22 protein-coding genes and 1 pseudogene are annotated in these 24,458 nt (G+C 65.4%); 22 read left to right on the top strand and 1 reads right to left on the bottom strand.

The window, feature by feature from the left end; all coding sequences use genetic code 11:
• The first annotated feature begins 48 nt into the window (after positions 1 to 48).
• The 9 genes and pseudogenes from hfq to AWB66_RS15465 all read left to right on the top strand — a co-directional run bounded on the left by hfq (position 49) and on the right by AWB66_RS15465 (position 9,837).
• Positions 49 to 285 carry an RNA chaperone Hfq gene (hfq, locus tag AWB66_RS15505; protein ID WP_035930711.1) on the top strand — a complete coding sequence of 79 codons (237 nt, stop codon included), beginning with the start codon at positions 49 to 51 and terminating at the stop codon, positions 283 to 285.
• 75 nt (positions 286 to 360) lie between these two features.
• Positions 361 to 1,443, top strand: a pseudogene (gene hflX, locus AWB66_RS15500) (GTPase HflX); the annotation flags it as partial.
• 300 nt (positions 1,444 to 1,743) lie between these two features.
• Positions 1,744 to 3,141 (top strand): FtsH protease activity modulator HflK, encoded by a 1,398-nt coding sequence (hflK, locus tag AWB66_RS15495; protein WP_087631177.1) that lies wholly within the window; start codon positions 1,744 to 1,746, stop codon positions 3,139 to 3,141.
• A gap of 11 nt (positions 3,142 to 3,152) precedes the next feature.
• Complete coding sequence (gene hflC, locus AWB66_RS15490) at positions 3,153 to 4,046, top strand: protease modulator HflC (RefSeq protein WP_087631140.1); 894 nt, start codon at positions 3,153 to 3,155, stop codon at positions 4,044 to 4,046.
• 38 nt (positions 4,047 to 4,084) lie between these two features.
• A complete protein-coding gene (locus tag AWB66_RS15485) occupies positions 4,085 to 4,276 on the top strand; it encodes a DUF2065 domain-containing protein (RefSeq protein WP_035930454.1) in 192 nt (63 codons plus the stop codon).
• A gap of 100 nt (positions 4,277 to 4,376) precedes the next feature.
• Entirely contained in the window at positions 4,377 to 5,528 is a 1,152-nt protein-coding gene (locus AWB66_RS15480) for an ATP phosphoribosyltransferase regulatory subunit (protein ID WP_087631139.1), read from the top strand.
• A gap of 138 nt (positions 5,529 to 5,666) precedes the next feature.
• Positions 5,667 to 7,013: an adenylosuccinate synthase gene (locus AWB66_RS15475; protein ID WP_087631138.1), complete on the top strand. Its 1,347-nt coding sequence runs from the start codon at positions 5,667 to 5,669 to the stop codon at positions 7,011 to 7,013.
• Positions 7,014 to 7,105: 92 nt separating this feature from the next.
• On the top strand, positions 7,106 to 7,666 hold the full coding sequence (locus AWB66_RS15470; RefSeq protein ID WP_087631137.1) for a phosphoribosyltransferase: 561 nt from the start codon (positions 7,106 to 7,108) through the stop codon (positions 7,664 to 7,666).
• A 278-nt stretch (positions 7,667 to 7,944) separates the two neighbouring features.
• On the top strand, positions 7,945 to 9,837 hold the full coding sequence (locus AWB66_RS15465; RefSeq protein WP_087631176.1) for a potassium transporter Kup: 1,893 nt from the start codon (positions 7,945 to 7,947) through the stop codon (positions 9,835 to 9,837).
• An 82-nt stretch (positions 9,838 to 9,919) separates the two neighbouring features.
• Here AWB66_RS15465 and AWB66_RS15460 read toward each other — a convergent pair whose 3' ends face one another.
• Positions 9,920 to 10,885, bottom strand: coding sequence for a DMT family transporter (locus tag AWB66_RS15460; protein WP_087631175.1), 966 nt, complete (start codon positions 10,883 to 10,885; stop codon positions 9,920 to 9,922).
• Between the two features lie 284 nt (positions 10,886 to 11,169).
• Here AWB66_RS15460 and guaB point away from each other — a divergent pair, with 284 nt between their 5' ends.
• The 13 genes from guaB (at position 11,170) to ldcA (ending at position 24,292) form a co-directional block, all read left to right on the top strand.
• Positions 11,170 to 12,630, top strand: coding sequence for an IMP dehydrogenase (gene guaB, locus AWB66_RS15455; protein WP_087631136.1), 1,461 nt, complete (start codon positions 11,170 to 11,172; stop codon positions 12,628 to 12,630).
• A 3-nt stretch (positions 12,631 to 12,633) separates the two neighbouring features.
• On the top strand, positions 12,634 to 13,467 hold the full coding sequence (locus AWB66_RS15450) for a hypothetical protein (RefSeq protein WP_087631135.1): 834 nt from the start codon (positions 12,634 to 12,636) through the stop codon (positions 13,465 to 13,467).
• Between the two features lie 177 nt (positions 13,468 to 13,644).
• On the top strand, positions 13,645 to 15,228 hold the full coding sequence (gene guaA / locus AWB66_RS15445) for a glutamine-hydrolyzing GMP synthase (protein ID WP_087631134.1): 1,584 nt from the start codon (positions 13,645 to 13,647) through the stop codon (positions 15,226 to 15,228).
• Positions 15,229 to 15,292: 64 nt separating this feature from the next.
• Complete coding sequence (locus AWB66_RS15440; RefSeq protein ID WP_087631133.1) at positions 15,293 to 15,847, top strand: 2'-5' RNA ligase family protein; 555 nt, start codon at positions 15,293 to 15,295, stop codon at positions 15,845 to 15,847.
• A 382-nt stretch (positions 15,848 to 16,229) separates the two neighbouring features.
• Positions 16,230 to 16,793 carry a D-alanyl-D-alanine dipeptidase gene (ddpX, locus tag AWB66_RS15435; protein WP_087631174.1) on the top strand — a complete coding sequence of 188 codons (564 nt, stop codon included), beginning with the start codon at positions 16,230 to 16,232 and terminating at the stop codon, positions 16,791 to 16,793.
• A 46-nt stretch (positions 16,794 to 16,839) separates the two neighbouring features.
• Positions 16,840 to 18,468, top strand: coding sequence for an ABC transporter substrate-binding protein (locus tag AWB66_RS15430; protein WP_087631132.1), 1,629 nt, complete (start codon positions 16,840 to 16,842; stop codon positions 18,466 to 18,468).
• The gene (locus AWB66_RS15425; protein ID WP_087631131.1) at positions 18,469 to 19,539 is read left to right on the top strand and encodes an ABC transporter permease; all 1,071 of its coding nucleotides are present in this window, start codon (positions 18,469 to 18,471) and stop codon (positions 19,537 to 19,539) included.
• Positions 19,540 to 19,592: 53 nt separating this feature from the next.
• A complete protein-coding gene (locus AWB66_RS15420; RefSeq protein ID WP_087631130.1) occupies positions 19,593 to 20,507 on the top strand; it encodes an ABC transporter permease in 915 nt (304 codons plus the stop codon).
• A complete protein-coding gene (locus tag AWB66_RS15415) occupies positions 20,497 to 21,375 on the top strand; it encodes an ABC transporter ATP-binding protein (RefSeq protein ID WP_087631129.1) in 879 nt (292 codons plus the stop codon). The genes AWB66_RS15420 and AWB66_RS15415 overlap by 11 nt, the downstream gene beginning before the upstream one ends.
• Positions 21,376 to 21,378: 3 nt before the next feature.
• Complete coding sequence (locus tag AWB66_RS15410; RefSeq protein ID WP_087631128.1) at positions 21,379 to 22,161, top strand: ABC transporter ATP-binding protein; 783 nt, start codon at positions 21,379 to 21,381, stop codon at positions 22,159 to 22,161.
• Between the two features lie 231 nt (positions 22,162 to 22,392).
• Positions 22,393 to 22,782: a DnaJ family domain-containing protein gene (locus AWB66_RS15405; RefSeq protein ID WP_087631127.1), complete on the top strand. Its 390-nt coding sequence runs from the start codon at positions 22,393 to 22,395 to the stop codon at positions 22,780 to 22,782.
• Positions 22,779 to 23,366, top strand: coding sequence for a tRNA adenosine(34) deaminase TadA (gene tadA, locus AWB66_RS15400; protein ID WP_235021125.1), 588 nt, complete (start codon positions 22,779 to 22,781; stop codon positions 23,364 to 23,366). Before AWB66_RS15405 ends, tadA begins: the two co-directional genes overlap by 4 nt.
• Positions 23,363 to 24,292, top strand: coding sequence for a muramoyltetrapeptide carboxypeptidase (ldcA, locus tag AWB66_RS15395; protein WP_087631126.1), 930 nt, complete (start codon positions 23,363 to 23,365; stop codon positions 24,290 to 24,292). Before tadA ends, ldcA begins: the two co-directional genes overlap by 4 nt.
• Positions 24,293 to 24,458: the final 166 nt, after the last annotated feature.

The raw sequence follows: 24,458 nt of genomic DNA, 5'->3' as shown, positions 1-24,458 counted from the left end.
TCTTCGCACACAATTACGTTCAACCTGCAAAAAAACACGGAGTTTGCTATGAGCAACAAAGGGCAATTGTTACAAGACCCGTTTTTGAACGCACTGCGTAAAGAGCACGTGCCGGTGTCGATCTATTTGGTCAACGGCATCAAGCTTCAAGGGAACATCGAATCGTTCGACCAGTACGTCGTGTTGCTCCGCAATACGGTCACCCAGATGGTCTACAAGCACGCCATTTCCACGGTCGTGCCGGCCCGTCCGGTGAATTTCCACCCGGACGCTGAAACGTCCTAAACCACGTCGCGGCCGGCGAACCAACGTCAATAAAAACTGACTCGCCGGTCGCTTCAAATAAGCCAAAACCTCAATTTGATCAACGCCGCGCTCGTCGGCATCGACTTCGGCAAAATCGATTTCGAAGCCAGTCTGGAAGAACTCAGCCTGCTCGCACAAAGTGCGGGCGCCAATCCCGCCGTCACGCTCACCGGCCGCCGCTCGAGCCCCGATGCCAAGATGTTCGTCGGCAGCGGCAAGGTCGAGGAACTGCGTCTCGCCTGCGAAGCGAACGACGTCGAACTCGTCATTTTCAATCACGCCCTCGCACCCGCGCAGCAGCGCAATCTCGAAGGCGCGCTCAACCGCCGGGTCGTCGACCGGACGAGCCTGATCCTCGACATCTTCGCGCAGCGCGCCCGCAGCCACGAAGGCAAGCTGCAGGTGGAACTCGCCCAGCTCCAGTATCTGTCGACGCGCCTCATTCGCGCGTGGACTCACCTGGAACGTCAGAAGGGCGGTATCGGTCTGCGCGGCCCGGGCGAAACGCAGCTCGAAACCGACCGGCGGCTGATCGGCGAGCGCATCAAGGCGCTCAAGACGCGGCTCGACAAGCTGCGCCGTCAGCACGGCACGCAGCGTCGTCAGCGGGTGCGCAACCGGACGATGTCGGTGTCGCTCGTCGGCTATACGAACGCCGGCAAATCGACGCTCTTCAACGCGCTCACCAAGGCGCAGGCCTACGCCGCCGACCAGCTCTTCGCCACGCTCGATACCACCTCGCGCCGCGTCTATCTCGGCGAGGAAGCGGGGCACGTCGTGGTGTCGGACACGGTCGGGTTCATCCGCGAGTTGCCGCACCAGCTGGTCGCGGCGTTTCGCGCGACGCTCGAGGAAACGATCCACGCGGACCTGCTGCTGCACGTGGTCGATGCGTCGAGCGCGGTGCGCCTCGACCAGATCGAACAGGTGAACGAAGTGCTGCGCGGCATCGGCGCCGACACGATTCCGCAGATTCTCGTCTTCAACAAGATCGACGCCGTGCCCGAGCTGGCGGCTCGCGGCGACGCGGTTGAAAGGGACGAGTATGGTAATATTTCGCGCGTCTTTTTGAGCGCACGCACGGGCCAGGGGCTCGACGCGCTGCGCGCTGCCATCGCCGAAATCGCTGTAGCCGATGCCGGTGTATCGGGTTCAGAAGCAGGTCCGGAAGCGGGCTCAGAAGCGGGCTCCGAAGCGGGCTCCGAAGCGGACGAGTCCGAATCGAGCGGGCAAAGCGAATCGCCCGACGTCACGGAATCGGCAGAATCCACAGAATCAACCGAATCAACGCAATCCTCGTCGCACGATGCAACCGCGCTGCCGGAAGACCAACGGCCAGCCGAACAGCACGACGAACACGACGACCGCAAGATCCCCGAGCACGGGCATTGAGCGCTTCAGATGCATTGACCCGGCTGTCCAATGGTGAATCACCGAGTGAACGACTACAACGAGCGGAGTAACCGGCAGCATTCGCATGCCGTCTTTTCGATCGACGATCCGCGCTGGGGGCGGGGCGACAGCAATGGCGGCAGCAAGAACGACCAGAAGCGTCCTTCGGACCCGAAGCGCCCGGGCAACGGGCGGGACGGCGAAGGTCCGCCCGATCTCGATGAAATGTGGCGCGACTTCAACCGGCGCCTCGCCGGCCTGTTCGGCAAGAAGCCCGGCAACGGCGCGCCGCGCACCGACAACGGCCGGGGCGCGAAGATCGGCTTCGGGATCGTCGTCGGCGTGCTGATCGCGATCTATCTCGGCAGCGGCGTGTTCGTCGTACAGGACGGGCATGTCGGCGTCGTGTCGCAGTTCGGCAAGTTCAGGGCGACGGCGGAGCAGGGCATCCACTGGCGGCTGCCTTATCCGTTCCAGTCGCACGACATCGTCAACACCGCGCAGATCCGCTCGGTCGAAGTGGGCCGCAACAACGCCCTCACGCAGGCGAACGTGCGCGACGCGTCGCTGCTCACGCAGGACGCGGACATCGTCGACGTACGCTTTGCCGTGCAGTATCAGATCAAGTCGCCGACCGACTACCTCTTTCGCAATCTCGATCCCGACCAGAGCGTGACGCAGGCCGGTCAGGCCGCGATCCGCGAGATCGCGGGCGCCGAGCCGAGCGACAACCTGCTCTACAACGATCGCGAGGCGCTGCGCGCCCGGCTGATCGATACGATCCAGCGTTCGCTCGACGCGTACAAGACCGGTCTGCAGGTGACGGGCGTCACGCTGCAAAGTGTGCAGGTGCCGTCGCAGGTGCAGCCCGCCTTCGAGGAAGCCGCCAAGGTACGCCAGGACAACGAGCGCGCCCGCGACACCGCCCGCGCCTACGCCAATCAGCTGCTGCCGCGCGCGAAGTCGGATGCGGCACGCTCGATCGACGAGGCCACCGCGTACAGCAATCGCGTGGTCGCGCAGGCGCAAGGCGATGCCGAGCGCTACAAGCAGGTCTACGCCGAATACTCGAAGGCTCCCGCCGTGGTTCGTCAACGCATGTACCTGGACACGATGCAGCAGATCTATTCGCGCGCGACGAAGGTGTTCGTCGACAGCAAGGCAGGCAACAACGTCATCTATCTGCCGCTCGACAAGCTCGCCGAGGCGGCCAGGCAGCGCGCAGGCGAAGCGCCCGGCGCCACCGGCACCGCCGACGCGGCAAGCAGCGCGCCAGCGGCCGGGGCAGCCGCTCCGGCCTCGGGCGCCGCCGCAGCTACCGCGGTGCCGGCCAGTGCGGCCAGCGCAAGCGCGGCGAGCGGCGCAAGCCAAGGCGCGGCAAACGATCCGCTGCGCTCGCGCGATGCGTTCCGCACGCGCACGCGTCAAGACGACCTTCAATAAGGAGCGCGACCATGAATCGAATCATTGCGCTCGTCGTGGCGGTCGTCATCGTGTTGTTCATCGGATCATCGATGATCTTCGTCGTCGACGAGCGGCATGCCGCCGTCGTGTCCGCGCATGGCGAAGGCAATCCGAAGCTCGACGGCCCGGGCCTGCATTTCAAGCTGCCGCCGCCGTTCCAGACCCTCACGCTGATCGACACCCGCACGCTCACCATCGACGAGCCCGGCTCCGACCGCTTCACGACCTCGGACAAGAACGAAGTGCTCGTGAACACGGTGATCAAGTATCGCGTGGCCGATCCGCTCAAGCTCTTCGTGAGCAACGAGAAGAATACGCAGACCGCGCAGGAACGGCTTACCGCGCTCGCGCGAACGTCGCTTGCCAGCGCGTTCACGAAGCGCTCGCTCAACGAGGCGCTCGCGCAGCAGCAGGCGCTCGCCGGCGAAGCGCTGAAGTCGGTTCAGGAGCCGGCGGCCGCGTTCGGCGTCGAACTCGTCGATTTGCAACTGACGCGCATCGACTTTCCGCCTGCGGTCGCGGATTCGGTCTACAAGCGCATGATCGCGGCGCGCCAGCAGGCGGCCGCCGACGAGCGCGCGAAGGGCACGGCCGACGCCGACAAGATCAAGGCCGACGCGGACCGCCAGCAGCAGGCCATCCTCTCCGAAGCCTACAGCCAGGCGCAGACGATCAAGGGCGAAGGCGACGGCCGTGCCGCCGCGATCGCCGCCGAAGCGTATGGCGCCGATCCGCAGTTCTACCAGTTCTATCAGAGCCTCGAAGCGTATAAGAAGACGTTCAAGCCCGGTGACGTGATGGTCGTCGATCCGAGCAGCGACTTTTTCCGCTTCATGCGCAGCCCGAATGGCGGAGCGGACATGCTCGCCCCGCTCAAGCGCTAGTTGTCCGCGTGCCGCCTCGCGGCGGCACCTTCATGCATATGGATATGGCTGCGACGTTATTGCTGGCGCTTGCGCTGATGCTGATCATCGAAGGGATGTTTCCCTTCGTGTTTCCGACCGCCTGGCGCGACACGTTTCGCCGCATCGCCGAGCGGCCGACGCACCATATCCGCATCGGCGGCCTGATCGCGATGGCGCTCGGGCTGATCCTGCTTTTGATCGCGACCTGATCTCCGGCGCGCGGCGCTTACGCGAGGCGGCGCCGTCCGTTGCGGCCTGGCTTCTCCGGACAAGCCCGCGCGCCGCTCAACACCCGTAGGAAACGTATCGATGTCGACCTGGTTACTCCCCGAGAATATCGCCGATGTGTTGCCGTCGGAAGCCCGCAAGATCGAAGAGCTGCGCCGCCGGCTGCTCGATCGCTTCCGTTCGTACGGTTACGAACTCGTGATGCCGCCGATGCTTGAGTATCTCGAGTCGCTGCTCACGAGCGGCGGCACGGACCTCGACCTGCGCACGTTCAAGCTCGTCGACCAGCTCTCCGGCCGCACGCTCGGCCTGCGCGCCGACATCACGCCGCAGGTCTCGCGTATCGACGCGCATCTGCTGAATCGCCAGGGCGTGACGCGCCTCTGCTATGCGGGCAACGTGCTGCACACGCGTCCGCGCGGCCTGCACGCGACGCGCGAGCAGATTCAGATCGGCGCGGAAATCTACGGTCACGCGGGCCTCGAAGCGGATCTCGAAATCCAGACGCTGATGCTCGATTCGCTGCATCTGGCGGGTCTGTCCAAGGTTCGTCTGGATTTGTGCCACGCGGGCGTGCTCGCGGCGCTGCTCGAACTGGAGCCGGCGGCCGCGTCGCTCGGCGAGGCGCTCTTCGACGCGCTCGCGAGCAAGGACGTGCCGCGTCTGACCGAACTGACCGCGCATCTGGGCCAGGTGCCGCGCGAGGCGTTGCGCGCGCTGCCGTCGCTTTACGGCGATGCCTCGGTGCTCGAAACCGCGCGCGGCCGCCTGCCGAATCTGCCGGTCATCGCCCGCGCGCTCGACGATCTCGCGTTCCTCGCGGCCCAGGCGAACGGCGCCGAACTGATGATCGATCTCGCCGATCTGCGCGGCTACGCGTACCACAGCGGGGTCATGTTCTCGGCCTACGTCGACGGCGTGCCGAACGCAGTCGCGCGCGGCGGCCGTTATGACGATGTGGGTCTCGCTTACGGCCGCGCGCGTCCGGCGACGGGCTTCTCGCTCGATCTGCGCGAAGTCGCGCGCATTTCCCCCGTCGACGCACGCGGCAGCGCGATCCTCGCGCCGTGGAAGCACGACGAGCCGCTGCGCGCGGCGGTCGCGGCCTTGCGCGACGCGGGCGAAGTCGTGATCCAGGCGCTGCCGGGCCACGACCACGATCTCGATGAATTCGCCTGCGACCGCGTGCTCGTCGAGCGCGACGGCCGGTGGACCGTCGAGGCCCGCCAGTAACGGAAACGGCCACATCCTTGATCGGCAACGCATTTTTTCAGCATCCGCTGATCGACGCGCGTTCACGAATACCGGGAAAAACTCGGAACCTTTCGCGAACATAGGTAAAATACGTTTTTAACCAGCTAACGAATCAACATGTCTGCCAGTGCAGTGAATGTGAACCCGGGGCGCAACGTCGTCGTCGTGGGCACCCAGTGGGGTGATGAGGGCAAAGGTAAGATCGTCGACTGGCTGACGGACCACGCCCAGGGCGTCGTGCGCTTCCAGGGCGGTCACAACGCGGGCCACACGCTCATCATCGGCGGCAAGAAGACCATCTTGCGTCTGATTCCCTCGGGCATCATGCGCGCTGGCACGGCGTGCTACATCGGCAATGGCGTCGTGCTGTCGCCGGAAGCGCTCTTCAAGGAAATCGGCGAGCTTGAAGCCGCCGGCATCGACGTTCAGAAACGTCTGTTCATTTCCGAAGCCGCCACGCTGATCCTCCCGTATCACGTCGCCATCGATCAGGCGCGCGAAGCACGCCGCGGCGCGGGCAAGATCGGCACGACGGGGCGCGGCATCGGCCCGGCGTACGAAGACAAGGTCGGCCGCCGCGGCTTGCGCGTGCAGGATCTCTTCGACGCGCCGCTCTTCGCCGAACGCCTGCGCGAAACGCTCGACTTCCACAATTTCGTGCTGACGCAGTATCTGGGCGCGGCCGCGGTCGACTATCAGGAAACGCTCGACACGATGCTCGGCTACGCCGACCGTCTCGCGCCGATGGTCACCGACGTCTCACGCCGTCTCTACGACGAGAACCACGCCGGCCGGAACCTGCTGTTCGAAGGCGCGCAAGGCACGCTGCTGGACGTCGACCACGGCACCTATCCGTACGTCACGTCGAGCAATTGCGTCGCGGGCGCGGCGACGGCGGGCGCGGGCGTGGGTCCGCAAAAACTCAACTACATCCTTGGCATCACGAAGGCGTATTGCACGCGTGTCGGCGCGGGTCCGTTCCCGAGCGAGCTGTACGACGCCGACAACGCCGAGCGCCAGGAGCAAGTCGGCCTGACGCTTGCCACCGTCGGCAAGGAATTCGGTTCGGTCACGGGGCGTCCGCGCCGCACCGGCTGGCTCGATGCCGCCGCGCTGCGCCGCTCGATTCAGATCAACGGCATCTCGGGCCTGTGCATGACGAAGCTCGACGTGCTCGACGGCCTCGAGAAAGTGAAGCTGTGCGTCGGCTATACGCTCGACGGCAAGCCGGTCGACATCCTGCCGCGCGGCGCCTCGGAAGTCGAGCGCTGCGAGCCGGTGTACGAAACCTTCGGCGGCTGGAAGGAGAGCACCATCGGCATCACGCAATGGGACAGCCTTCCGGCGAACGCGCGCGCTTATCTCTCGCGCGTGCAGGAAGTGGCGGGCGTGCCGATCGACATGGTGTCGACCGGTCCGGATCGCGACGAAACGATTCTGCTGCGTCATCCGTTCAAGGTCTAAGCGGACCTGGAACCAATCGCTTCGAAAAGTATGGCCGCGTCGAGCGGCCATATTTCATATCAACCGTAGTACGTATTTGAAAGAGCAAGACCATGATCGCGATGAAGGATCCGCGCAACGACGACAAGAACCTCTGGGTCGGCTGGGATGAATATCACCGGCTGATCGAACTGCTCGCGCTCACGGTGCACGAATCCGGCTGGAAGTTCGACAAGATCCTGTGCCTCGCGCGCGGCGGCCTGCGCGTAGGCGATCAGCTGTCGCGCATCTACGACCTGCCGCTCGCCATTCTCGCGACGAGTTCGTACCGCGAAGCTGCCGGCACGGAGCAGGGCGATCTCGACATCGCGCAATACATCACGATGACGCGCGGCGATCTGTCCGGCAACGTGCTGCTCGTCGACGACCTGGTCGATTCGGGCGTCACGCTCGCGCGCGTGCAGGAGCATCTGAAGGAGCGTTACCCGGCGATCACCGCGGTGCGCTCGGCGGTGCTGTGGTACAAGGCGTGCTCGAAGGTGAAGCCCGACTACCATGTGCAGCACCTCGAAACGAATCCGTGGATCCATCAGCCGTTCGAGGAGTGGGACACGGTGCGTCCGCACAATCTCGGCGCGTGGATCAAGCGCGGCACGCAAAACGGCCGCGCCTGATTGCACCGCGATCCGCTCCGGCTCGACGCCGTCCGCTCATGCCAGAGGCATGGCCGGACGGCGTTTTCATTGATGTGTCGTGCCTGCGGGGGTAATCGCCGTCGCGACGCGCTCGCGCGGTCCGTGCGCATGAGTGCGCACCTCAGCCAATCCGACGCAATGCTAAACTGCCTCGTCTTTCCCGCTTCCGTGGCGTCCCGGCAACACGGAACCGGCGGTTTGCGTGCGACGTTAGAATGGCGTTCGTTTTTTCCGCCTCAAACGGATACCTCGCGTTTATGACCAACCTGACTCACGCGCAAGAGCGCAAGCAGCCTCTCCCGACGCTGGCGCTCGCCGCCATCGGCATAGTGTTCGGCGACATCGGCACGAGTCCGCTGTATGCGCTGAAAGAAGCGTTCAGTCCATCGCACGGCATCGGGCTCTCCGATGCCTCCATCCTCGGCGTCATCTCCTTGCTGTTCTGGGCGATCGTGATCGTGGTCGCGATCAAGTACGTGCTCTTCGTCATGCGCGCCGACAACAACGGCGAAGGCGGCGTCCTCGCGCTGATGACGCTTGCGCTGCGGACCTTCAGCAACACCGGGCGCATGTCCGGGATCCTGATGATGCTCGGCATCTTCGGCGCGTGCATGTTCTACGGCGATGCGGTCATCACGCCGGCGATGTCGGTGATCTCGGCGGTCGAAGGGCTGGAAATCGCGGCGCCGAAGCTCTCGCCTTACGTGCTGCCGATCACGATGGTCGTCCTCGTCATGCTCTTCTGGATCCAGCGGCGCGGCACGGCGGTCGTCGGCCGGCTCTTCGGGCCGATCATGCTGCTGTGGTTCCTGACGCTCGCGGTGCTCGGCGCCTATCACATCGTGCTCGAACCGCGCGTGATCATCGCGCTCAATCCGTACTACGCGATCTCGTTCATGGCCGAGCATGTCCTGCAGGCGTATATCGTGCTCGGTTCGGTCGTGCTCGTGCTGACCGGCGCGGAGGCGCTCTACGCCGACATGGGCCACTTCGGCGCGAAGCCGATCCGGATCGGCTGGTATTGCCTCGTGATGCCGTCGCTGCTTCTCAACTACTTCGGTCAGGGCGCGCTCCTGATGCACTCGCCTCAGGCCATCCAGAGCCCGTTCTTCTTGCTCGCGCCCGACTGGGCGCTGCTGCCGCTCGTGATCCTCTCGACCATCGCGACCGTGATCGCGTCGCAGGCGGTGATCTCGGGCGCGTATTCGCTGACGAGCCAGGCGATCCAGCTCGGGTACGTGCCGCGCATGAAGATCCTGCATACGTCGGAACTGGCGATCGGCCAGATCTACATTCCGCTCGTGAACTGGATGCTGCTCTTCATCATCCTGTGCATCGTGATCGGCTTCAAGAGTTCGGAGAACCTGGCGGCGGCCTACGGCCTCGCCGTCACCGCGACGATGATCGTCACGACGATGCTCGCCTCCGTCGTGATGACCAAGCTCTGGGGATGGAACAAGGCGGTCGTGACCGGGATCATCGGCGTGTTCTTCCTCGTCGATCTCGGCTTTTTCGGCGCGAGTCTTCTGAAGATCGAGCAGGGCGGCTGGCTGCCGCTGTGCATCGGCGGGGCGCTCTTTTTCCTGCTGATGACCTGGTACAAGGGCCGCATGATCGTGAAGGACCGCACCGCGGCCGACGGCATCCCGCTGATGCCGTTCCTGCAGGGGCTGCTCGCGCATCCGCCGCATCGCGTGTCGGGCACGGCCATCTATCTGACCGGCAGCGATTCGCTCGTGCCGGTGAGCCTGCTGCACAATCTGAAGCACAACAAGGTCCTGCACGAGCGCACGATCTTCCTCAACTTCAAGACGCGCGACATTCCCTACGTCGAGGATACGGAGCGGCTGGAGGTGAAGGACATCGGCGGCGGGCTCTTTCTCGTGAAGGCGGCCTATGGCTTCAACGAGACGCCCGACGTGAAGGCTGTGCTTGAACAGATCAGCCGCACGCACGCGATGACCTTCGAACTGATGGACACGTCGTTCTTCATGGCGCGCGAGACCGTTGTGCCGACGGAACTGCCGGGCATGTCGGTTTGGCGCGAGCGCGTGTTCGCCTGGATGCACCAGAACGCGGCGAAGCCGACCGATTTCTTCAGCATTCCGGCCAACCGGGTCGTCGAACTCGGGACGAAGATCGAAATCTGAGTCGCGGTGATGTCGTAAAAGCATTCGAGCCCCAATCGAGCCCCAACTGGGGCTCGAATGCTTTTGGACTACGCGGCGCGATTCAGTGCGCGGGCGCTTCCATCTCGGCGCACGTCGGCGCCCTTGCCACCGCGTGCTGGCGCACCGACCAGCTCACGCCGCCCAGCAGCAGCACGATCGCCAGCACTTCGGGCACGCGCGGCAGCCGTCCGTCGTAGACGAACGCGTAAAGCAGCGCGAAGAGCGTTTCGAACGCGATCATCTGACCCGACAGCGTGAGCGGCAGGCGCTTGGCCGCCGCGTTCCAGAGCGTGTTGCCGAGCCACGATCCGCCGAGCGCGAGCGCGAAGCTCACGATCCAGAACGTGTGCCAACGCGCCGGGGCGACGCTCGCCTGCACGGTGCCGTCCGGTAGCAGCATCAGCACGAGCCACACGACGGCGCCGAGCACGCCCGTCACGATGCCCCACAGCACGGACCACTCGTTGCCGTCGAAGTGCGTGTTGGCCTGCAGATAGCGCGAGTTGACGACCGCGTACCACGTCCACGCGGCGAGCGCGCCGGCCGCGCACGCGAGGCCGCCGAGCTTGGTGGCGACGCTCGTCGTGCCGCCGGCGGCGTCGCTGAAAACGTCGATGTTGATGCACACGATGCCCGCCAAGACCATCGCGAGGGGCCAGAAGAGGCGCTTGAGGTCGATCGCGCCGTGATCGCGCCGGCCGGCGAGCGTCACGGTGACGGGCAGAATCCCGACGATCAGCGACGACGGCGCGACGCCCACCATCTGCACGGCGGTCGCGAGCAGCATGTAGTAGAGCAGGTTGCCGACGAGCGCCAGCTTGACGAGCGCGACGAGGTCGGCGCGCGTGAGCTTGGCGGCGAGCCGCCGCGCGAAAGGCAGCGCGAACGCGAGCGAGACGAGGCCGTACATCACGTAGCGCCCGCTGCTCAGGTAGAGCGGCGAAAAATCGGGCAACAGGCGCGGCGCGAGAAAAATGAAACCCCAGATGGCACCGGCCATCACCCCATATGCGACACCGCGTTGCATCGACTGCTCCAGCATGACGTTAGGAAAGGCGCGCAGCGTATCACGCCGGCCGGGGAGGCCGTCTTGTCGAAAGCTGCAATCGGACGCCGCCCGGCCGCGGGAAAAACGTTCGCGAAGCCGGTCGAACATCCGAAAACGGCGCGAAAACAGGGCGAACGAGGAAGCGAAATCGACGGTCGAAAGAAGGCCCGGAAATTGCCTCCAAAACGCGTAAGCCGATGTTCGGTCAGTGAAAAACCGGGGAACTATCGGTATAATCTGCTTTTGCGCCCATAGGATTTGCCATGCGTCTGATCCATCAAGCACTCACGTTCGATGACGTGCTCCTCGTGCCCGCGTTTTCCAACGTTCTCCCGCGCGATACCAGCCTCAAGTCCCAGCTGACCCGCAAGATTTCCCTGAACATGCCCCTCGTGTCCGCCGCCATGGACACGGTCACCGAAGGCCGCCTCGCGATCGCGATGGCGCAGATGGGTGGCGTCGGCATCGTCCACAAGAACCTCACCGCCGCCGAGCAGGCCCGCGAAGTCGCCAAAGTGAAGCGCTTCGAATCCGGCGTCGTGCGCGATCCGATCACCGTTCCGCCGCAGATGCGCGTGCGCGACGTCATTGCCCTCACGCAACAGCATGGCATTTCGGGCTTTCCGGTGGTCGAGGGCGCGCAGCTGATCGGTATCGTGACCAATCGCGACCTGCGTTTCGAAGAGCGCATGGACGAGCCGGTGCGCAGCATCATGACGCCGCGCGAGCGGCTCGTGACGGTCAAGGAAGGCACGCCGCTCGCCGAAGCGAAAGCGCTGATGCACAGCCATCGGCTGGAGCGCGTGCTCGTCGTGAACGACGCGTTCGAACTGCGCGGCCTCATGACGGTGAAGGACATCACCAAGCAGACCGAGCACCCGGACGCCTGCAAGGACGAACACGGCAAGCTGCGCGTGGGCGCGGCGGTGGGCGTCGGCGCGGACAATGAAGAGCGCGTCGAACTGCTGGCGGCGGCGGGCGTCGACGTGATCGTCGTCGATACGGCGCACGGCCACAGCCAGGGCGTGCTTGAACGCGTGCGCTGGGTGAAGCAGCGTTATCCGCATATCGAAGTGATCGGCGGCAATATCGCGACGGCCTCGGCGGCCAAGGCGCTCGTCGAATACGGCGCGGACGCGGTGAAGGTCGGCATCGGCCCGGGCTCGATCTGCACGACGCGCATCGTCGCGGGCGTCGGCGTACCGCAGATCACGGCGGTGTCGAACGTGTCGGAAGCACTGAAGGGCAGCGGCGTGCCGGTCATCTCCGACGGCGGCGTGCGCTTCTCCGGCGACGTCGCGAAGGCGCTCGCCGCCGGCGCGGACGCAGTGATGATGGGAAGCATGCTCGCGGGCACGGAAGAGTCGCCCGGCGACGTGTTCCTGTTCCAGGGCCGCCAGTACAAGGCGTATCGCGGCATGGGCTCGGTCGGCGCGATGAAGGACGGCGCGGCGGACCGCTATTTCCAGGACAACTCCGCGAATATCGACAAGCTGGTGCCGGAAGGCATCGAGGGCCGCGTCGCGTACAAGGGCTCGGTCAACGCGATCCTGTTCCAGGTCGTCGGCGGCGTGCGCGCGAGCATGGGCTACTGCGGCTGCCGCACGATCGGCGAGATGCACGACAAGGCCGAGTTCGTTCAGATCACGGCGGCGGGCATGCGCGAATCGCACGTGCACGACGTCCAGATCACCAAGGAAGCGCCCAACTACCACGTGGACTAAACCATGAAACCGTTGCTGCGGGCGGTACTCGTCATCAATGCCCTGATTTTTCTCGCGTTCGGCGTGCTGTTTTTGCTAACGCCCTGGGCTGCGTTGTACAGCGCGTTGCAACTGGTTCAGGTGCAGCCTGCGTTCGCCGGGCAATTGCTCGGGATCGCGCTGATCGGGTTGTCGTGGCTCTCGTTTCATGCGGCCGTCGACGGCGCGCTCACCGCGACTGCCGCGAAGGTGTCGGGGCATGTCGAGTGGCTCTCGGGCGTCGTGTTGCTGGTCTGGCTGCTCGGCCTGCGCACCCCGGAACTCGCCGCGTTCGGTCAGATCGTTTCCGCGCTGACGGGCGTCGTGCTGCTGGTCCTCGGACTCGGCAGCGTGCGGCTCGCGTCGGCCGTGCGCCGGCGCGAGCGCGCGCAGGCGGCCGGCGCGGTGTCGGCGGAACGCGCCGAGAAGCGTGCAGCGGACAAGCGCGATGAAATCCGCACGACGCCGCCAGTCGTGCCGCCCGCAACCCCCGCCGCGCGCCGCGCCGATCCGCTCGCGGGCGAACCGGTCGCAGGCGAATCGTTCGACGTCGCGGGCCGTCCGGCGGCGCGTGCGCCCGCCGCCACCGCGATCGATCCGGTGACGGGCCGCACGATCGACCCGGCCACGGGCCGTCCGACCGGCGTCACTTTCGATCCGGCGACAGGCCGCAGTATCGACCCGCAACACGGCCACAAGATCGATCCGGTCACCGGCCGGGCGATCGACCCGCTGACGGGCCGCACCATCGACCCCGTGACGGGCGAGCGCGCGGAGCCCCGGATTGCACCGGACCCGCTGCGCCCCGACACGCGCTGAACGCCGCATGAGCGAAACGCGCGATTTCCGGTCCGGGCGTTTCACGATGACAAGATCACCCGCGGTCGGCCATTCGTGCCGGCCGTCGATTTTCCGGTGCGAGCCGTGCGTCGCGATGACGTCCGGCCACAGCGCCGCTCCTTACCGTAACCGTTCTCTTCGCCTTTGGCCGCTGCCATGCACGACAAAATCCTGATCCTCGATTTCGGCTCCCAAGTCACCCAGCTGATCGCGCGACGCATCCGCGAATCGCACGTCTACTCGGAAATCCATCCGTACGACGTCGACGAGGTCTTCATCCGCGAGTTCGCGCCCAAGGGCATCATCCTCTCGGGCGGTCCGAACTCGGTCACCGAAGCCGGATCGCCGCGCGCGCCGCAGATCGTCTTCGACCTCGGCGTGCCGGTGCTCGGCATCTGCTACGGCATGCAGACGATGGCCGATCAACTGGGCGGCAAGGTCGAACTCGGCCTGTTGCGCGAATTCGGCTATGCGGAAGTGCGCGCGCACAACCACACGAGCTTCCTGAACGACATCGAAGACTTCCGCGACGCCGACGGCCACGGCATGCTGAAAGTGTGGATGAGCCACGGCGACAAGGTCGCCGACATGCCGGCCGGCTTCAGGCTGATGGCGTCGACGCCGTCGTGCCCGATCGCCGCGATGGCCGACGACGAGCGCCGTTTCTACGGCCTGCAATGGCATCCGGAAGTGACGCACACGGTGCAGGGCCGCGCGATGCTCGATCGTTTCGTGCTGGAGCTGTGCGGCGCGAATCCCGACTGGGAGATGGGCCATTACATCGACGAAGCCGTCGACAAGATTCGCGAGCAGGTCGGCGACGAGCATGTGATCCTGGGCCTGTCGGGTGGCGTCGATTCGTCGGTGGCGGCGGCGCTGTTGCATCGCGCGATCGGCGACCAGCTGACGTGCGTGTTCGTCGATCATGGTTTGCTGCGGCTGAACGAAGCCGAGCAGGTCATGTCGACGTTCGCGGACCATCTCGGCGTGAAGGTAATCCACGTCGATGCGAGCGCCGAGTTCCTCTCGAAGCTCGCAGGCGTGAGCGATCCGGAGGCGAAGCGCAAGATCATCGGCGCGGAGTTCGTCGAGGTGTTCCAGGCCGAGGCGAACAAACTGACCGATGCGAAGTGGCTCGCGCAGGGCACGATCTACCCGGACGTGATCGAGTCGGCGGGCAAGGGCAAGAAGGGCGCGCACACGATCAAGAGCCATCACAACGTCGGCGGCTTGCCGGAGACGCTGAACCTGAAGCTGCTGGAGCCGCTGCGCGAACTCTTCAAGGACGAAGTGCGCGAACTGGGCGTAAAGCTCGGTTTGCCGCCCGCGATGGTTTATCGGCATCCGTTCCCGGGGCCGGGCCTCGGCGTGCGGATTCTCGGCGAAGTGAAGCGCGAGTTCGCGGAGCTGCTGCGCCGCGCGGACGCGATCTTCATCGAGACGCTGCGCACGACCATCGACCAGGAAACCGGCAAGTCGTGGTACGACCTGACGAGCCAGGCGTTTGCGGTGTTCCTGCCGGTGAAGAGCGTCGGCGTGATGGGCGACGGGCGGACCTACGAGTATGTCGTGGCGTTGCGCGCAGTGCAGACGCTCGATTTCATGACGGCGCAGTGGGCGCACCTGCCGCATGAATTGCTCGGACATGTGTCGAATCGCATCATCAACGAGGTGCGCGGGATCAATCGGGTCGTGTACGACATTTCGGGGAAGCCGCCGGCGACCATCGAGTGGGAGTGAGGGCGGGGCGCCCGCTCATGTCGTTCGTCAGCATGGCGGCCTTCCAGGACCGGGCAGCATCGCGATGGCTGCCCTGACCGACTCGCTCTTCTTCGCCATCTATCCCGACGCGGCGGCGGCCGCGCGCATCGCGCAGCTCGCGCTCGGGCTCAACATCGAGCACGGCCTGACGGGCAAACCCGCCGGGACGGACCGCTTTCATGTGACGCTACATCATCTGGGAGCGTTCGCGGGCTTGCCGGAAGACATCGTGGCACGCGCGAAGGAAGCGGCGTCGAAGGTGCCGATGCCGCCGGTCGACGTGACCTTCGATCGCGTGTCGAGTTTTCCCGGCCGGCGAAACAAGAAGCCGTTCGTCCTTCGATCGGGCGCCGACGCCAATGCCGGGGCGCTCCACGACTTTCAGCAAACGCTCGGCATCGCGCTGCAAACCGCCGGCCTTGCGGTCAAGGTCAATTCCCGCTTCACCCCGCACGTGACCTTGCTCTACGACGAGCGGCATCTCGGCGAGCAGCGTGTCGAACCGATTCGATGGACCGCGCACGAGTTCGTGTTCGTGCGGAGCTTGCTGGGGCGCTCGCAGTATGTGCAGCTTGCGCGGTGGCTGTCCTCCGCGTGAATGCGGGTCGTCGGTGCCTTTTGTCAATCACCGTCGAATTTCAATAAGTTTTATTAGCTGTCGCATGAATATTGGCCCGGTCTAATGTTTGTCTCACAATAGCGGACGACAAGACCACCGACGCGCCGATGCCGACTTCCCTCGCGAAGACACTCGAAGCACTCTCCTGCGGACGACCCGCGCCGCTGGCGCCGCGGGATGCACCGCACGCCGCTGGCGTCGTCGGCGGCCATCCCGGCCATCCGGCCAAAGCCGTTTTCCCGTTCCACTTGTCGAATCGATCTACCTTCGCGGCGCTGCGATCGTGCGCGACTGCGCAGTCAATCGACGTCCCGCGCGCACGACGCGCCGCCGCGTGCTCCCTACCGCTTCAGAAAACACGATGACCCAAGCACGCCTCATCCCGATCACGCCTGAGTCGCACCACGTCCAGATCGACCTCGCCTACGCGACCGATCGCAATTTCACCGGCAAGCCCATCTACCAAGCCGCGCATTGCCTGCTGCTGGAACCGGCCGAAGCCGCACTGCGCCGTGCGGTCGGGATCGCGCGGAGCATCGGCACGACGCTGAAGATCTTCGACGCCTACCGCCCGCCGCAAGCCCAGCAGGTGCTCTGGGACTTCCTGCCGGACCCGACCTTCATCGCCGAACTGGGTCGCGGCTCGAACCACAGCCGCGGCACGGCGATCGATCTGACGCTCGTCGATGCAAGCGGCGCCGAACTCGACATGGGCACGGGCTTCGACGCGATGGTCGCGGCGTCCGAGCATTTCCATCTTGGCCTGCCCGAGCACGTGCAACGCAACCGCACGCTGCTGCTTGGCGTGATGCACGGCGCGGGCTTTACTCATATCGCGAGCGAGTGGTGGCATTATGAATTGCCGGGTTCGCGCGATCTCGCGGTCATCGACAACAGCGAAAGCGGACCGCTGCGCCTGATGTAAGCCGAAAGCAGCAGACAACAACCATCGACCGAACGGGAACGCGAAGATGAAACTCGTATTGCCTGACGCAAAAGCAACCCTAGCAACCCTCGCAGCCTTCACCGCACTCGCAGTCGCATCGGCATTGACGCTGGCATCCGCCGGCCCGGCGCAGGCCGCGACGCCGAAGGACATGTTCGTCATGGCGACCTTGCTCGACGAATTCACCACGCTCGATCCCGGCGAAATCTACGAACTGGTGCCGGAGGAATACGTCGCGAATACCTACGACCGGCTCGTGCGAGTCGATCTGAAAGACCCGTCGAAGTTCAACGGCGATGTCGCAGAGTCGTGGACCGTGAGCCCCGACGGCCTGACCTTCACCTTCAAGATTCGCACGGGGCTCAAGTTCCATTCGGGCAACCCGCTCACGGCCGATGACGTGGCCTGGTCGATCCAGCGCACGGCGCTGCTCGACAAGGGCGCGGCCGCCGTGCTGGCGGGCATCGGCCTGACGAAAGACAACGCGCTTACGAACGTGAAGAAGATCGACGGCACGACCGTTTCGATCACCACCGACCAGAAGTACGCCCCGACCTTCGTCCTCAACGTGCTCGGCGCGTGGCCTGCGTCGGTCGTCGATCGCAAGCTCGCGGAGTCGCATGCGAAGGGTAACGACTTCGGCAACGAATGGCTGAAGACGAACGAAGCGGGCTCGGGCGCGTACAAGCTCGTGAAGTGGACCGCGAACGATTCGATCGTCCTGCAGCGCTCCGAAGGCTACCGCGTGCCGCTCGCGATGAAGCGCATCGTGCTGCGTCACGTGACCGAGGCGGCGAGCCAGCGTCTGATGATCGAGAACGGCGACATCGATGTCGCGCGCGACCTGAGCCCCGACGATCTCGACACGCTCTCGAAGGCCGGCAAGATCAAGGTGACGTCGGTGCCGCAGGCGACGCTCATGTATCTCGGGCTGAACAACAAGAACCCGAATCTCGCGAAGCCCGACGTGCAGGAAGCGATGAAGTGGCTCATCGACTATCAGGGCATTCAGAAGAACGTGATCCGCACGACGTACAAAGTGCACCAGACCTTCCTGCCCGAAGGCTTCCTCGGCGCGCTGAATTCGAATCCGTATCATCAGGACGTCGCGAAGGCGAAAGCGCTGCTCGCGAAGGCGGGTCTCGCAGACGGCTTCACCGTGAAGATGGACGTGCGCAACGACTATCCGTACAGCGAGATCGCGCAGGCCGTGCAGGCGAATCTCGCGCTCGGCAACATCAAGGTGCAACTCATGCCGAGCGACAACAAGCAGACGCTCGGCCGCTATCGCGCGCGTCAGCACGACATCTATATCGGCGAGTGGTCGGCGGATTACATCGATCCGCACAGCAACGCGCAGGGCTTCGCGTGGAACCCGGACAACTCGGATGCATCGAGCTACAAGATGCTCGCATGGCGCAATTCGTGGGACATCCCCGCACTGACGAAGGAGACGCTCGCGGCGCTCGCGGAATCGTCGACGCAAAAGCGCGCGCAGAGGTACCAGACGATGCAAAAGGAAATGCTCGCGAACTCGCCGTTCGTGATCATGTTCGAGAAGGTGTCGCAGGTGGCGGCGCGGCCGGGCGTGACCGGGCTCGAAGTGGGGCCGATCAACGACCTGGTGTCCTACCGCGACCTGAAGAAGCAATAAGTGACGACCGCGACGAGCACAGTCGAGCGCGTGCGCGCGCTCGCCGCGCGCCGGGCCGACGTGCGCGTGACGTTGCGTCTCGCGCGCTGGATCGCGATGCTCGCCGTCACCTTCACGGGGCTGCTCGCGATCACGTTCTTCATCGGCCGCAAGATTCCGATCGACCCGGTGCTGGCGATTCTCGGCGACCGCGCGTCGGCCTCGGCGTATGCGGCGGCGCGCCTCGAACTCGGGCTCGACAGGCCGCTCGTCGAACAGTTCTTCATCTACGCGCGTGACGTGCTGCACGGGCATCTGGGCGTGTCGCTGCTGACGGCGAACCCCGTCATCGACGACATCAGGCGCGTGTTCCCCGCGACGCTCGAACTCGCGACGCTCTCGACTTTCGTCGGCGTGATGGTCGGCGTGCCGCTCGGCGTGATCGCGGCGGTGCGCCATAACCGCTGGATCGATCACGCGGCGCGCGTCATCGGCCTGATCGGCAGTTCGGTCCCGGTGTTCTGGCTCGCGCTGATGGGACTCTTGCTCTTCTACGCGCGCCTGCACTGGGTCTCGGGTCCGGGCCGTCTCGATCCGCTTTACGACGGCATGGTCGATACCCGAACCGGCAGTCTCTTGATCGACTCCGCGATCGCGGGCGAGTGGGATGTGTTTGCCAATGCGTTCTCGCATATCGTGCTGCCGGCCGGCATTCTCGCGTTCTATTCGATCGCGTATCTGAGCCGCATGACGCGCTCGTTCATGCTCGACCAGCTGAGCCAGGAATACGTGACGACCGCGCGCGCGAAAGGCCTGACCGAGCGTCGCGTGATCTGGCGGCACGCGTTCGGCAACATCGCGGTGCCGCTTCTGACGGTGATCGCGCTGGCGTACAGTTACCTGCTCGAAGGGTCGGTGCTGACCGAGATCGTGTTTGCCTGGCCGGGGATTGGCTCGTACCTGACGGGCGCGCTTCTCAACGCCGACATGAACGCCGTGCTCGGCAGCACGCTCGTGATCGGCGCCACGTTCATCACGCTCAACCTGCTGACGGACGCGCTTTACCGCGTGTTCGATCCGCGTGCGCGCTGAGGCGCTAATCGACACCCATGCCTCCAACCGACGATTCGACCCAGGACTGGCCCATGAAGGACAAGCGCGGTCAGTGGAAAGCGTGGCTGCTCACCGACACGCCCGCGTCGCGCGGACAAGCCGCGTTCGGCCGCGCGTATCGGCGCTGGCGGCGGTTTTCCGGCAATCCGCTCAGCATGTTCGGGCTCGCGATCCTGCTGGTCTTGATCGTGGCCGCGGTGATCGGCCCGCTGCTGGTCGGCGACGACCCGCTGCGGCAAGTGCTCTCCGACCGCCTGCTGCCGCCGGGCACGGCGGCGCACTGGCTCGGCACCGATCAGCTGGGCCGCGACATCCTCTCGCGGCTCGTGCACGGATCGCGCCTCACGCTGTCCATCGCGATCCTCGTGGTGGTGTTGGTCGTCCCGGTCGGGCTTCTGATCGGCACGGCGTCGGGCTTTTGCGGCGGCTTCGTCGATACCGTGCTGATGCGCCTGACCGACGTCGCGCTCGCCTTCCCGAAGATCGTGCTCGCGCTTGCGTTCGCGGCGGCGCTTGGGCCGGGCGTGTTCAATGCGGTCATCGCGATTTCGATCACCGCGTGGCCGCCGTATGCGCGGCTCGCGCGCGCGGAGACGCTCAGGCTCGTGCAGGCGGATTTCATCCACGTGGCGCGGCTGCAGGGCGCTTCGTCGATGCGCATTCTGTTGCGCTATATCGTGCCGCTCTGTTCGTCGTCGGTGATGGTGCGCGCGACGCTCGACATGGCGGGCATCATCCTCGCGGTCGCGGGCCTCGGGTTTCTCGGGCTGGGCGCACAGCCGCCGAGTCCCGAGTGGGGCTACATGGTCGCGTCGGGCCGCAACGTGCTGCTCGACGCGTGGTGGGTCGCGACGATCCCCGGTCTCGCGATCCTCTTTGTGAGCCTCGCGTTCAATCTGCTCGGCGACGGCCTGCGCGACGTCTTCGATCCGCGTCATGGAGGCTAGCGTGAGCACGCCGCTGTGTGAAATCGAGAACCTGCGCATCGGCTTCGCTGCCCACGACGGCACGATGGCCGACGCGGTGCGCGGGATCTCGCTGACGCTGCAAAGGGGCGAGCGGCTCGGCATCGTCGGCGAGTCGGGCTCGGGCAAGTCGCTCACGGGCCGCGCGCTGCTCGGTCTGTTGCCGCCATCGGCGCAATGGTCGGCCGATACGCTGCGCTTCGACGGCCAGGATCTGCTCGCGATGCGTCCGAAGGAGCGGCGGCGCCTGTGCGGCACGCAGATGAGCATGATCCTGCAAGACCCGAAGTATTCGCTGAACCCGGTGATGACGGTCGCGCAACAGTTGCGCGAGGCGTTTCGCAGGCACGAGCCGAAGCTCGGCGCGCGGGCGATGCGCGAGAAGATCGTCGCGGCGCTGGCGGCGGTGCATATCCGCAATCCGGAGCGCGTCGCCGACGCGTATCCGCACGAACTGTCGGGCGGCATGGGACAGCGCGTGATGATCGCGATGATGGTGTCGGCGGGGCCGCGCCTTCTGGTCGCCGACGAGCCGACGAGCGCGCTCGACGTGCTCGTCTCGATGCAGGTGCTTGCCGTGCTCGACGAGATGATCGAGAAACACGACACCGGACTCGTCTTCATCAGCCACGACTTGCCGCTCGTGATGTCGTTCTGCGACCGCGTCGTCGTGATGGTTGGCGGGCGCGTCGTGGAGACGTGCGCCGCGCGCGACCTGAAGCACGCGGAGCATCCGTACACGCGCGGTCTGCTCGCGGCGAATCCGCCGCTGACCGATCCGCCCGACGAGCTGCCGACCTTGCGCCGCGATGCCGCGTGGCTCGTCGAGCCGTCCGCCAAGGAGCGCTGAACGATGATCGACGTAAAGAACGCGCACATCCGTTTCAAAACGAAGACCCGCCACGTCGACGCGGTGCGCGACGCGTCGTTTCATGTCGGCGAAGGCGAGGTGTTCGGTCTCGTCGGCGAATCGGGCTCCGGCAAGTCGACGATCCTGCGCGCGCTCACCGGTCTCGTGCCGCTCGCCGGGGGCACGATGCAGGTCGGCGCGCACACGGTCGGCCGAAAAATCGACCGCGCGTTTCGCCGCGACGTGCAGATGGTCTTTCAGGACCCCTATGGATCGCTGCATCCGCGTTTCACCGTCGATCAGACGTTGCGCGAGCCACTCGCGATCAACGGCATCGGCGACGAGGACGAGCGCATCCTGAACGCGCTGCGCGAAGTCGGGCTTGGACCGGCGTTCCGCTTTCGCTATGCGCACCAGTTGTCGGGCGGCCAGCGGCAGCGCGTGTCGATCGCGCGCTCGCTGATCGTCGAGCCGCGCGTGCTCCTGCTCGACGAACCGACGTCCGCGCTCGACGTCTCCGTGCAGGCGGAGATCCTGAACCTGCTGCGGCGGCTGCATCGCGAGCGCAAGCTCACGATGATTCTCGTCAGTCACAATCTCGCGGTCGTCGGGTTTCTGTGTCAGCGCATCGCGGTGATGAAGAACGGTGAAGTGATCGAGCAGCTTTCCATCGAGGCCGTGCGGGCGCGTGATGTGCAGCACGAATACACGCGCACGCTGCTCCTCGCCACCGACGGGTACAAGCGGAAAGTCGCGGACGTCATCGGTGTAGATGCGGCGCTTTAGAGCACGCGCGCGGTGGCGTCAATAGCGGGCCGTTGCGTAAAGCAGACTGGCTCCGAACGTTCGTGCCTTGCGGCCGAAGCGCCCCGCGCCGGCTGATAGAATGCGAAATGAATTTCCGATGCCCTCGACACGGCGACACCCGCCGTGTCGGGCGTTCCGGCCCCAAGGCCACTTCAACGAAATCGCGAAAGACCGGCAGGCCGTCAAGCTGCAAGCTGGTCGTAATCCCCGATGAAACTGCTAGATGCCTTAGTCGAACAGCGGATCACCGCTGCCGCCGCGCGCGGCGAGTTCGACGATTTGCCCGGTGCGGGCGCGCCGCTTGAATTCGACGACGACGCCCTTGTTCCCGAGGAGGTTCGCATCGCGAACCGCATTCTGAAAAACGCCGGCTTCGTGCCGCCCGCCGTCGAGCAACTGCGGGCGCTGCGCGATGTGCAGGCCGAATTCGACCTGGTCACCGATCCGGCGGCGCGTTGCCGTCTCCAGGCGAAGATGCTCGCGCTCGACATGGCGCTCGAATCGCTGCGCGGCGGCTCGACCGTGCCCCACGAATATCGCCGGCGCATCGCCGAACGGCTCTCCGAGCGGGCGCAAAACCGCGCTGCGGAGCCGAAGTGAGCGCGCCGGCGCCCGCCGCAACCCACATCGCCGAACCGGATGTGCGAGCGGATGCCGCCGAACGCGACCGCCGCTTCATGGCGCTCGCGCAGGAAGCCGCCGAGGCGGCGCGCGCAGCGGGCGAGGTGCCGGTGGGCGCCGTGCTCGTCTGCGGCGACGAAGTCATCGCGACGGGTTTCAACCATCCGATCCGCGGACACGATCCGTCCGCGCATGCCGAAATGGTCGCGTTGCGCGCGGCCTCGCGCGCGCTCGAAAACTACCGGCTGCCCGGCTGCGAACTCTATGTCACGCTGGAACCGTGCGTCATGTGCGCCGGCGCGATCATGCACGCGCGCATCGCGCGGGTCGTGTTCGGCGCCGCCGATCCGAAGACGGGCGCCTGCGGCAGCGTCATCGACGTGTTTGCCAACGAGCGACTGAACCATCACACGACGGTCGTCGGCGGTGTGCTCGCCGACGAATGCGGCCACGCGCTGCGCAATTTCTTTGCGGAGCGCCGGCAACTCGCGCGCGCCGAGCGCGAACTGCGCAAGGCGCGCGAAGCCGCCGATCCAATCGACCCTTCATCCGCCAATCCATGAACGTCAAGCCCCGTACCATCGATTTCGTCGCGCCTTCCGGTTATCCGCACGATCCCGCGGCGGTCGAGCGGGGGCTGCAGCGATTGCGCGCAGAGGGGCATCGGCTCGACAACCTGAGCGCGACCGAGCGGCGTTTCCAGCGCTTCGGCGGCACCGACGGCGAGCGCGCCGCCGACCTGAACCGTCTCGCCGATCCCGCGCGCCGCCTGCCGGACATCGTGCTGGCGGTGCGCGGCGGCTACGGCGCGGCGCGTATCCTGCATGGACTGGATTTCGATGGGCTGCAGCGTCGGCTCGCGGGGCAGCCCATTGCGATCGTCGGTCATAGCGATTTCACCGCGATCCAGTGCGCGCTCTTCGCGCGCGCCGGCGTGAAGAGCTTCGGCGGTCCGATGTTCGCGGGCGACTTCGGCGCCGAGCAGCCGAGCGCGTTCACGATGCAGAATTTCTGGCACGCGATCACGCGCCCCAGTTTCACGGTGACGGGCGACACGCCGCAGCAACAGTCCGTCGATGCAACCGGCATGCTGTGGGGCGGCAACCTCGCGATCCTGGCGTCGCTCGTCGGCACGCCGTACATGCCGCCGGTGGAGGGCGGCATTCTCTTTATCGAGGACGTGAACGAACATCCGTTCCGCGTCGAGCGGATGATCTATCAATTGCACCTGTCCGGCATTCTCGGGCGCCAGCAGGCGCTCGTGCTGGGCGAATTCTCCGGCGCGCGGCTCGCGGACTACGACAACGGCTACTCCTTCGACGCGATGCTCGAACAGGTGCGCGCGGTGATCGGCATTCCGGTGGTGACGGGATTGCAGTTCGGCCACGTCGAGAACCTGCTGACGCTGCCGTTCGGCGCGACGGCACACCTGGTTGCGCGTCCACAGGGGTTCAAGATGACGCTCAGCGACTATCCGCACCTTGCGTGATACGAGGCGCCCGGCGAGGGCGCTTTTTTGGGCCCTAAATACGCAACTAACCGTCTACTAATCAAACCTCGGAGTTAACCCCAGTGGAAGGGGCGACGACGAGATTGTCGACAAAAAGGTGCGTTCAATCCTGACAAAAACGTGCCTTATTTCGGCAAAGCCTTGT

Origin of the sequence: Caballeronia telluris (assembly GCF_001544495.1) — a bacterium.
Taxonomy (GTDB): Bacteria; Pseudomonadota; Gammaproteobacteria; order Burkholderiales; family Burkholderiaceae; genus Caballeronia; species Caballeronia telluris.
This window is presented reverse-complemented; position numbering and strand designations above follow the sequence as displayed.

Bases quoted from the DNA above. Each gene is read 5' to 3' on its own strand.
- hflC (WP_087631140.1), top strand. From the start codon at position 3,153: ATGAATCGAATCATTGCGCTCGTCGTGGCGGTCGTCATCGTGTTGTTC.
- AWB66_RS15440 (WP_087631133.1), top strand. From the start codon at position 15,293: ATGGCTGCCCTGACCGACTCGCTCTTCTTCGCCATCTATCCCGACGCG.
- ldcA (WP_087631126.1), top strand. From the start codon at position 23,363: ATGAACGTCAAGCCCCGTACCATCGATTTCGTCGCGCCTTCCGGTTAT.
- guaB (WP_087631136.1), top strand. From the start codon at position 11,170: ATGCGTCTGATCCATCAAGCACTCACGTTCGATGACGTGCTCCTCGTG.
- AWB66_RS15415 (WP_087631129.1), top strand. From the start codon at position 20,497: ATGGAGGCTAGCGTGAGCACGCCGCTGTGTGAAATCGAGAACCTGCGC.
- hfq (WP_035930711.1), top strand. From the start codon at position 49: ATGAGCAACAAAGGGCAATTGTTACAAGACCCGTTTTTGAACGCACTG.
- AWB66_RS15475 (WP_087631138.1), top strand. From the start codon at position 5,667: ATGTCTGCCAGTGCAGTGAATGTGAACCCGGGGCGCAACGTCGTCGTC.
- AWB66_RS15470 (WP_087631137.1), top strand. From the start codon at position 7,106: ATGATCGCGATGAAGGATCCGCGCAACGACGACAAGAACCTCTGGGTC.
- AWB66_RS15460 (WP_087631175.1), bottom strand. From the start codon at position 10,885: ATGCAACGCGGTGTCGCATATGGGGTGATGGCCGGTGCCATCTGGGGT.
- AWB66_RS15485 (WP_035930454.1), top strand. From the start codon at position 4,085: ATGGATATGGCTGCGACGTTATTGCTGGCGCTTGCGCTGATGCTGATC.
- AWB66_RS15405 (WP_087631127.1), top strand. From the start codon at position 22,393: ATGAAACTGCTAGATGCCTTAGTCGAACAGCGGATCACCGCTGCCGCC.
- ddpX (WP_087631174.1), top strand. From the start codon at position 16,230: ATGACCCAAGCACGCCTCATCCCGATCACGCCTGAGTCGCACCACGTC.
- AWB66_RS15450 (WP_087631135.1), top strand. From the start codon at position 12,634: ATGAAACCGTTGCTGCGGGCGGTACTCGTCATCAATGCCCTGATTTTT.
- AWB66_RS15420 (WP_087631130.1), top strand. From the start codon at position 19,593: ATGAAGGACAAGCGCGGTCAGTGGAAAGCGTGGCTGCTCACCGACACG.
- AWB66_RS15410 (WP_087631128.1), top strand. From the start codon at position 21,379: ATGATCGACGTAAAGAACGCGCACATCCGTTTCAAAACGAAGACCCGC.
- AWB66_RS15465 (WP_087631176.1), top strand. From the start codon at position 7,945: ATGACCAACCTGACTCACGCGCAAGAGCGCAAGCAGCCTCTCCCGACG.
- AWB66_RS15430 (WP_087631132.1), top strand. From the start codon at position 16,840: ATGAAACTCGTATTGCCTGACGCAAAAGCAACCCTAGCAACCCTCGCA.
- AWB66_RS15480 (WP_087631139.1), top strand. From the start codon at position 4,377: ATGTCGACCTGGTTACTCCCCGAGAATATCGCCGATGTGTTGCCGTCG.
- guaA (WP_087631134.1), top strand. From the start codon at position 13,645: ATGCACGACAAAATCCTGATCCTCGATTTCGGCTCCCAAGTCACCCAG.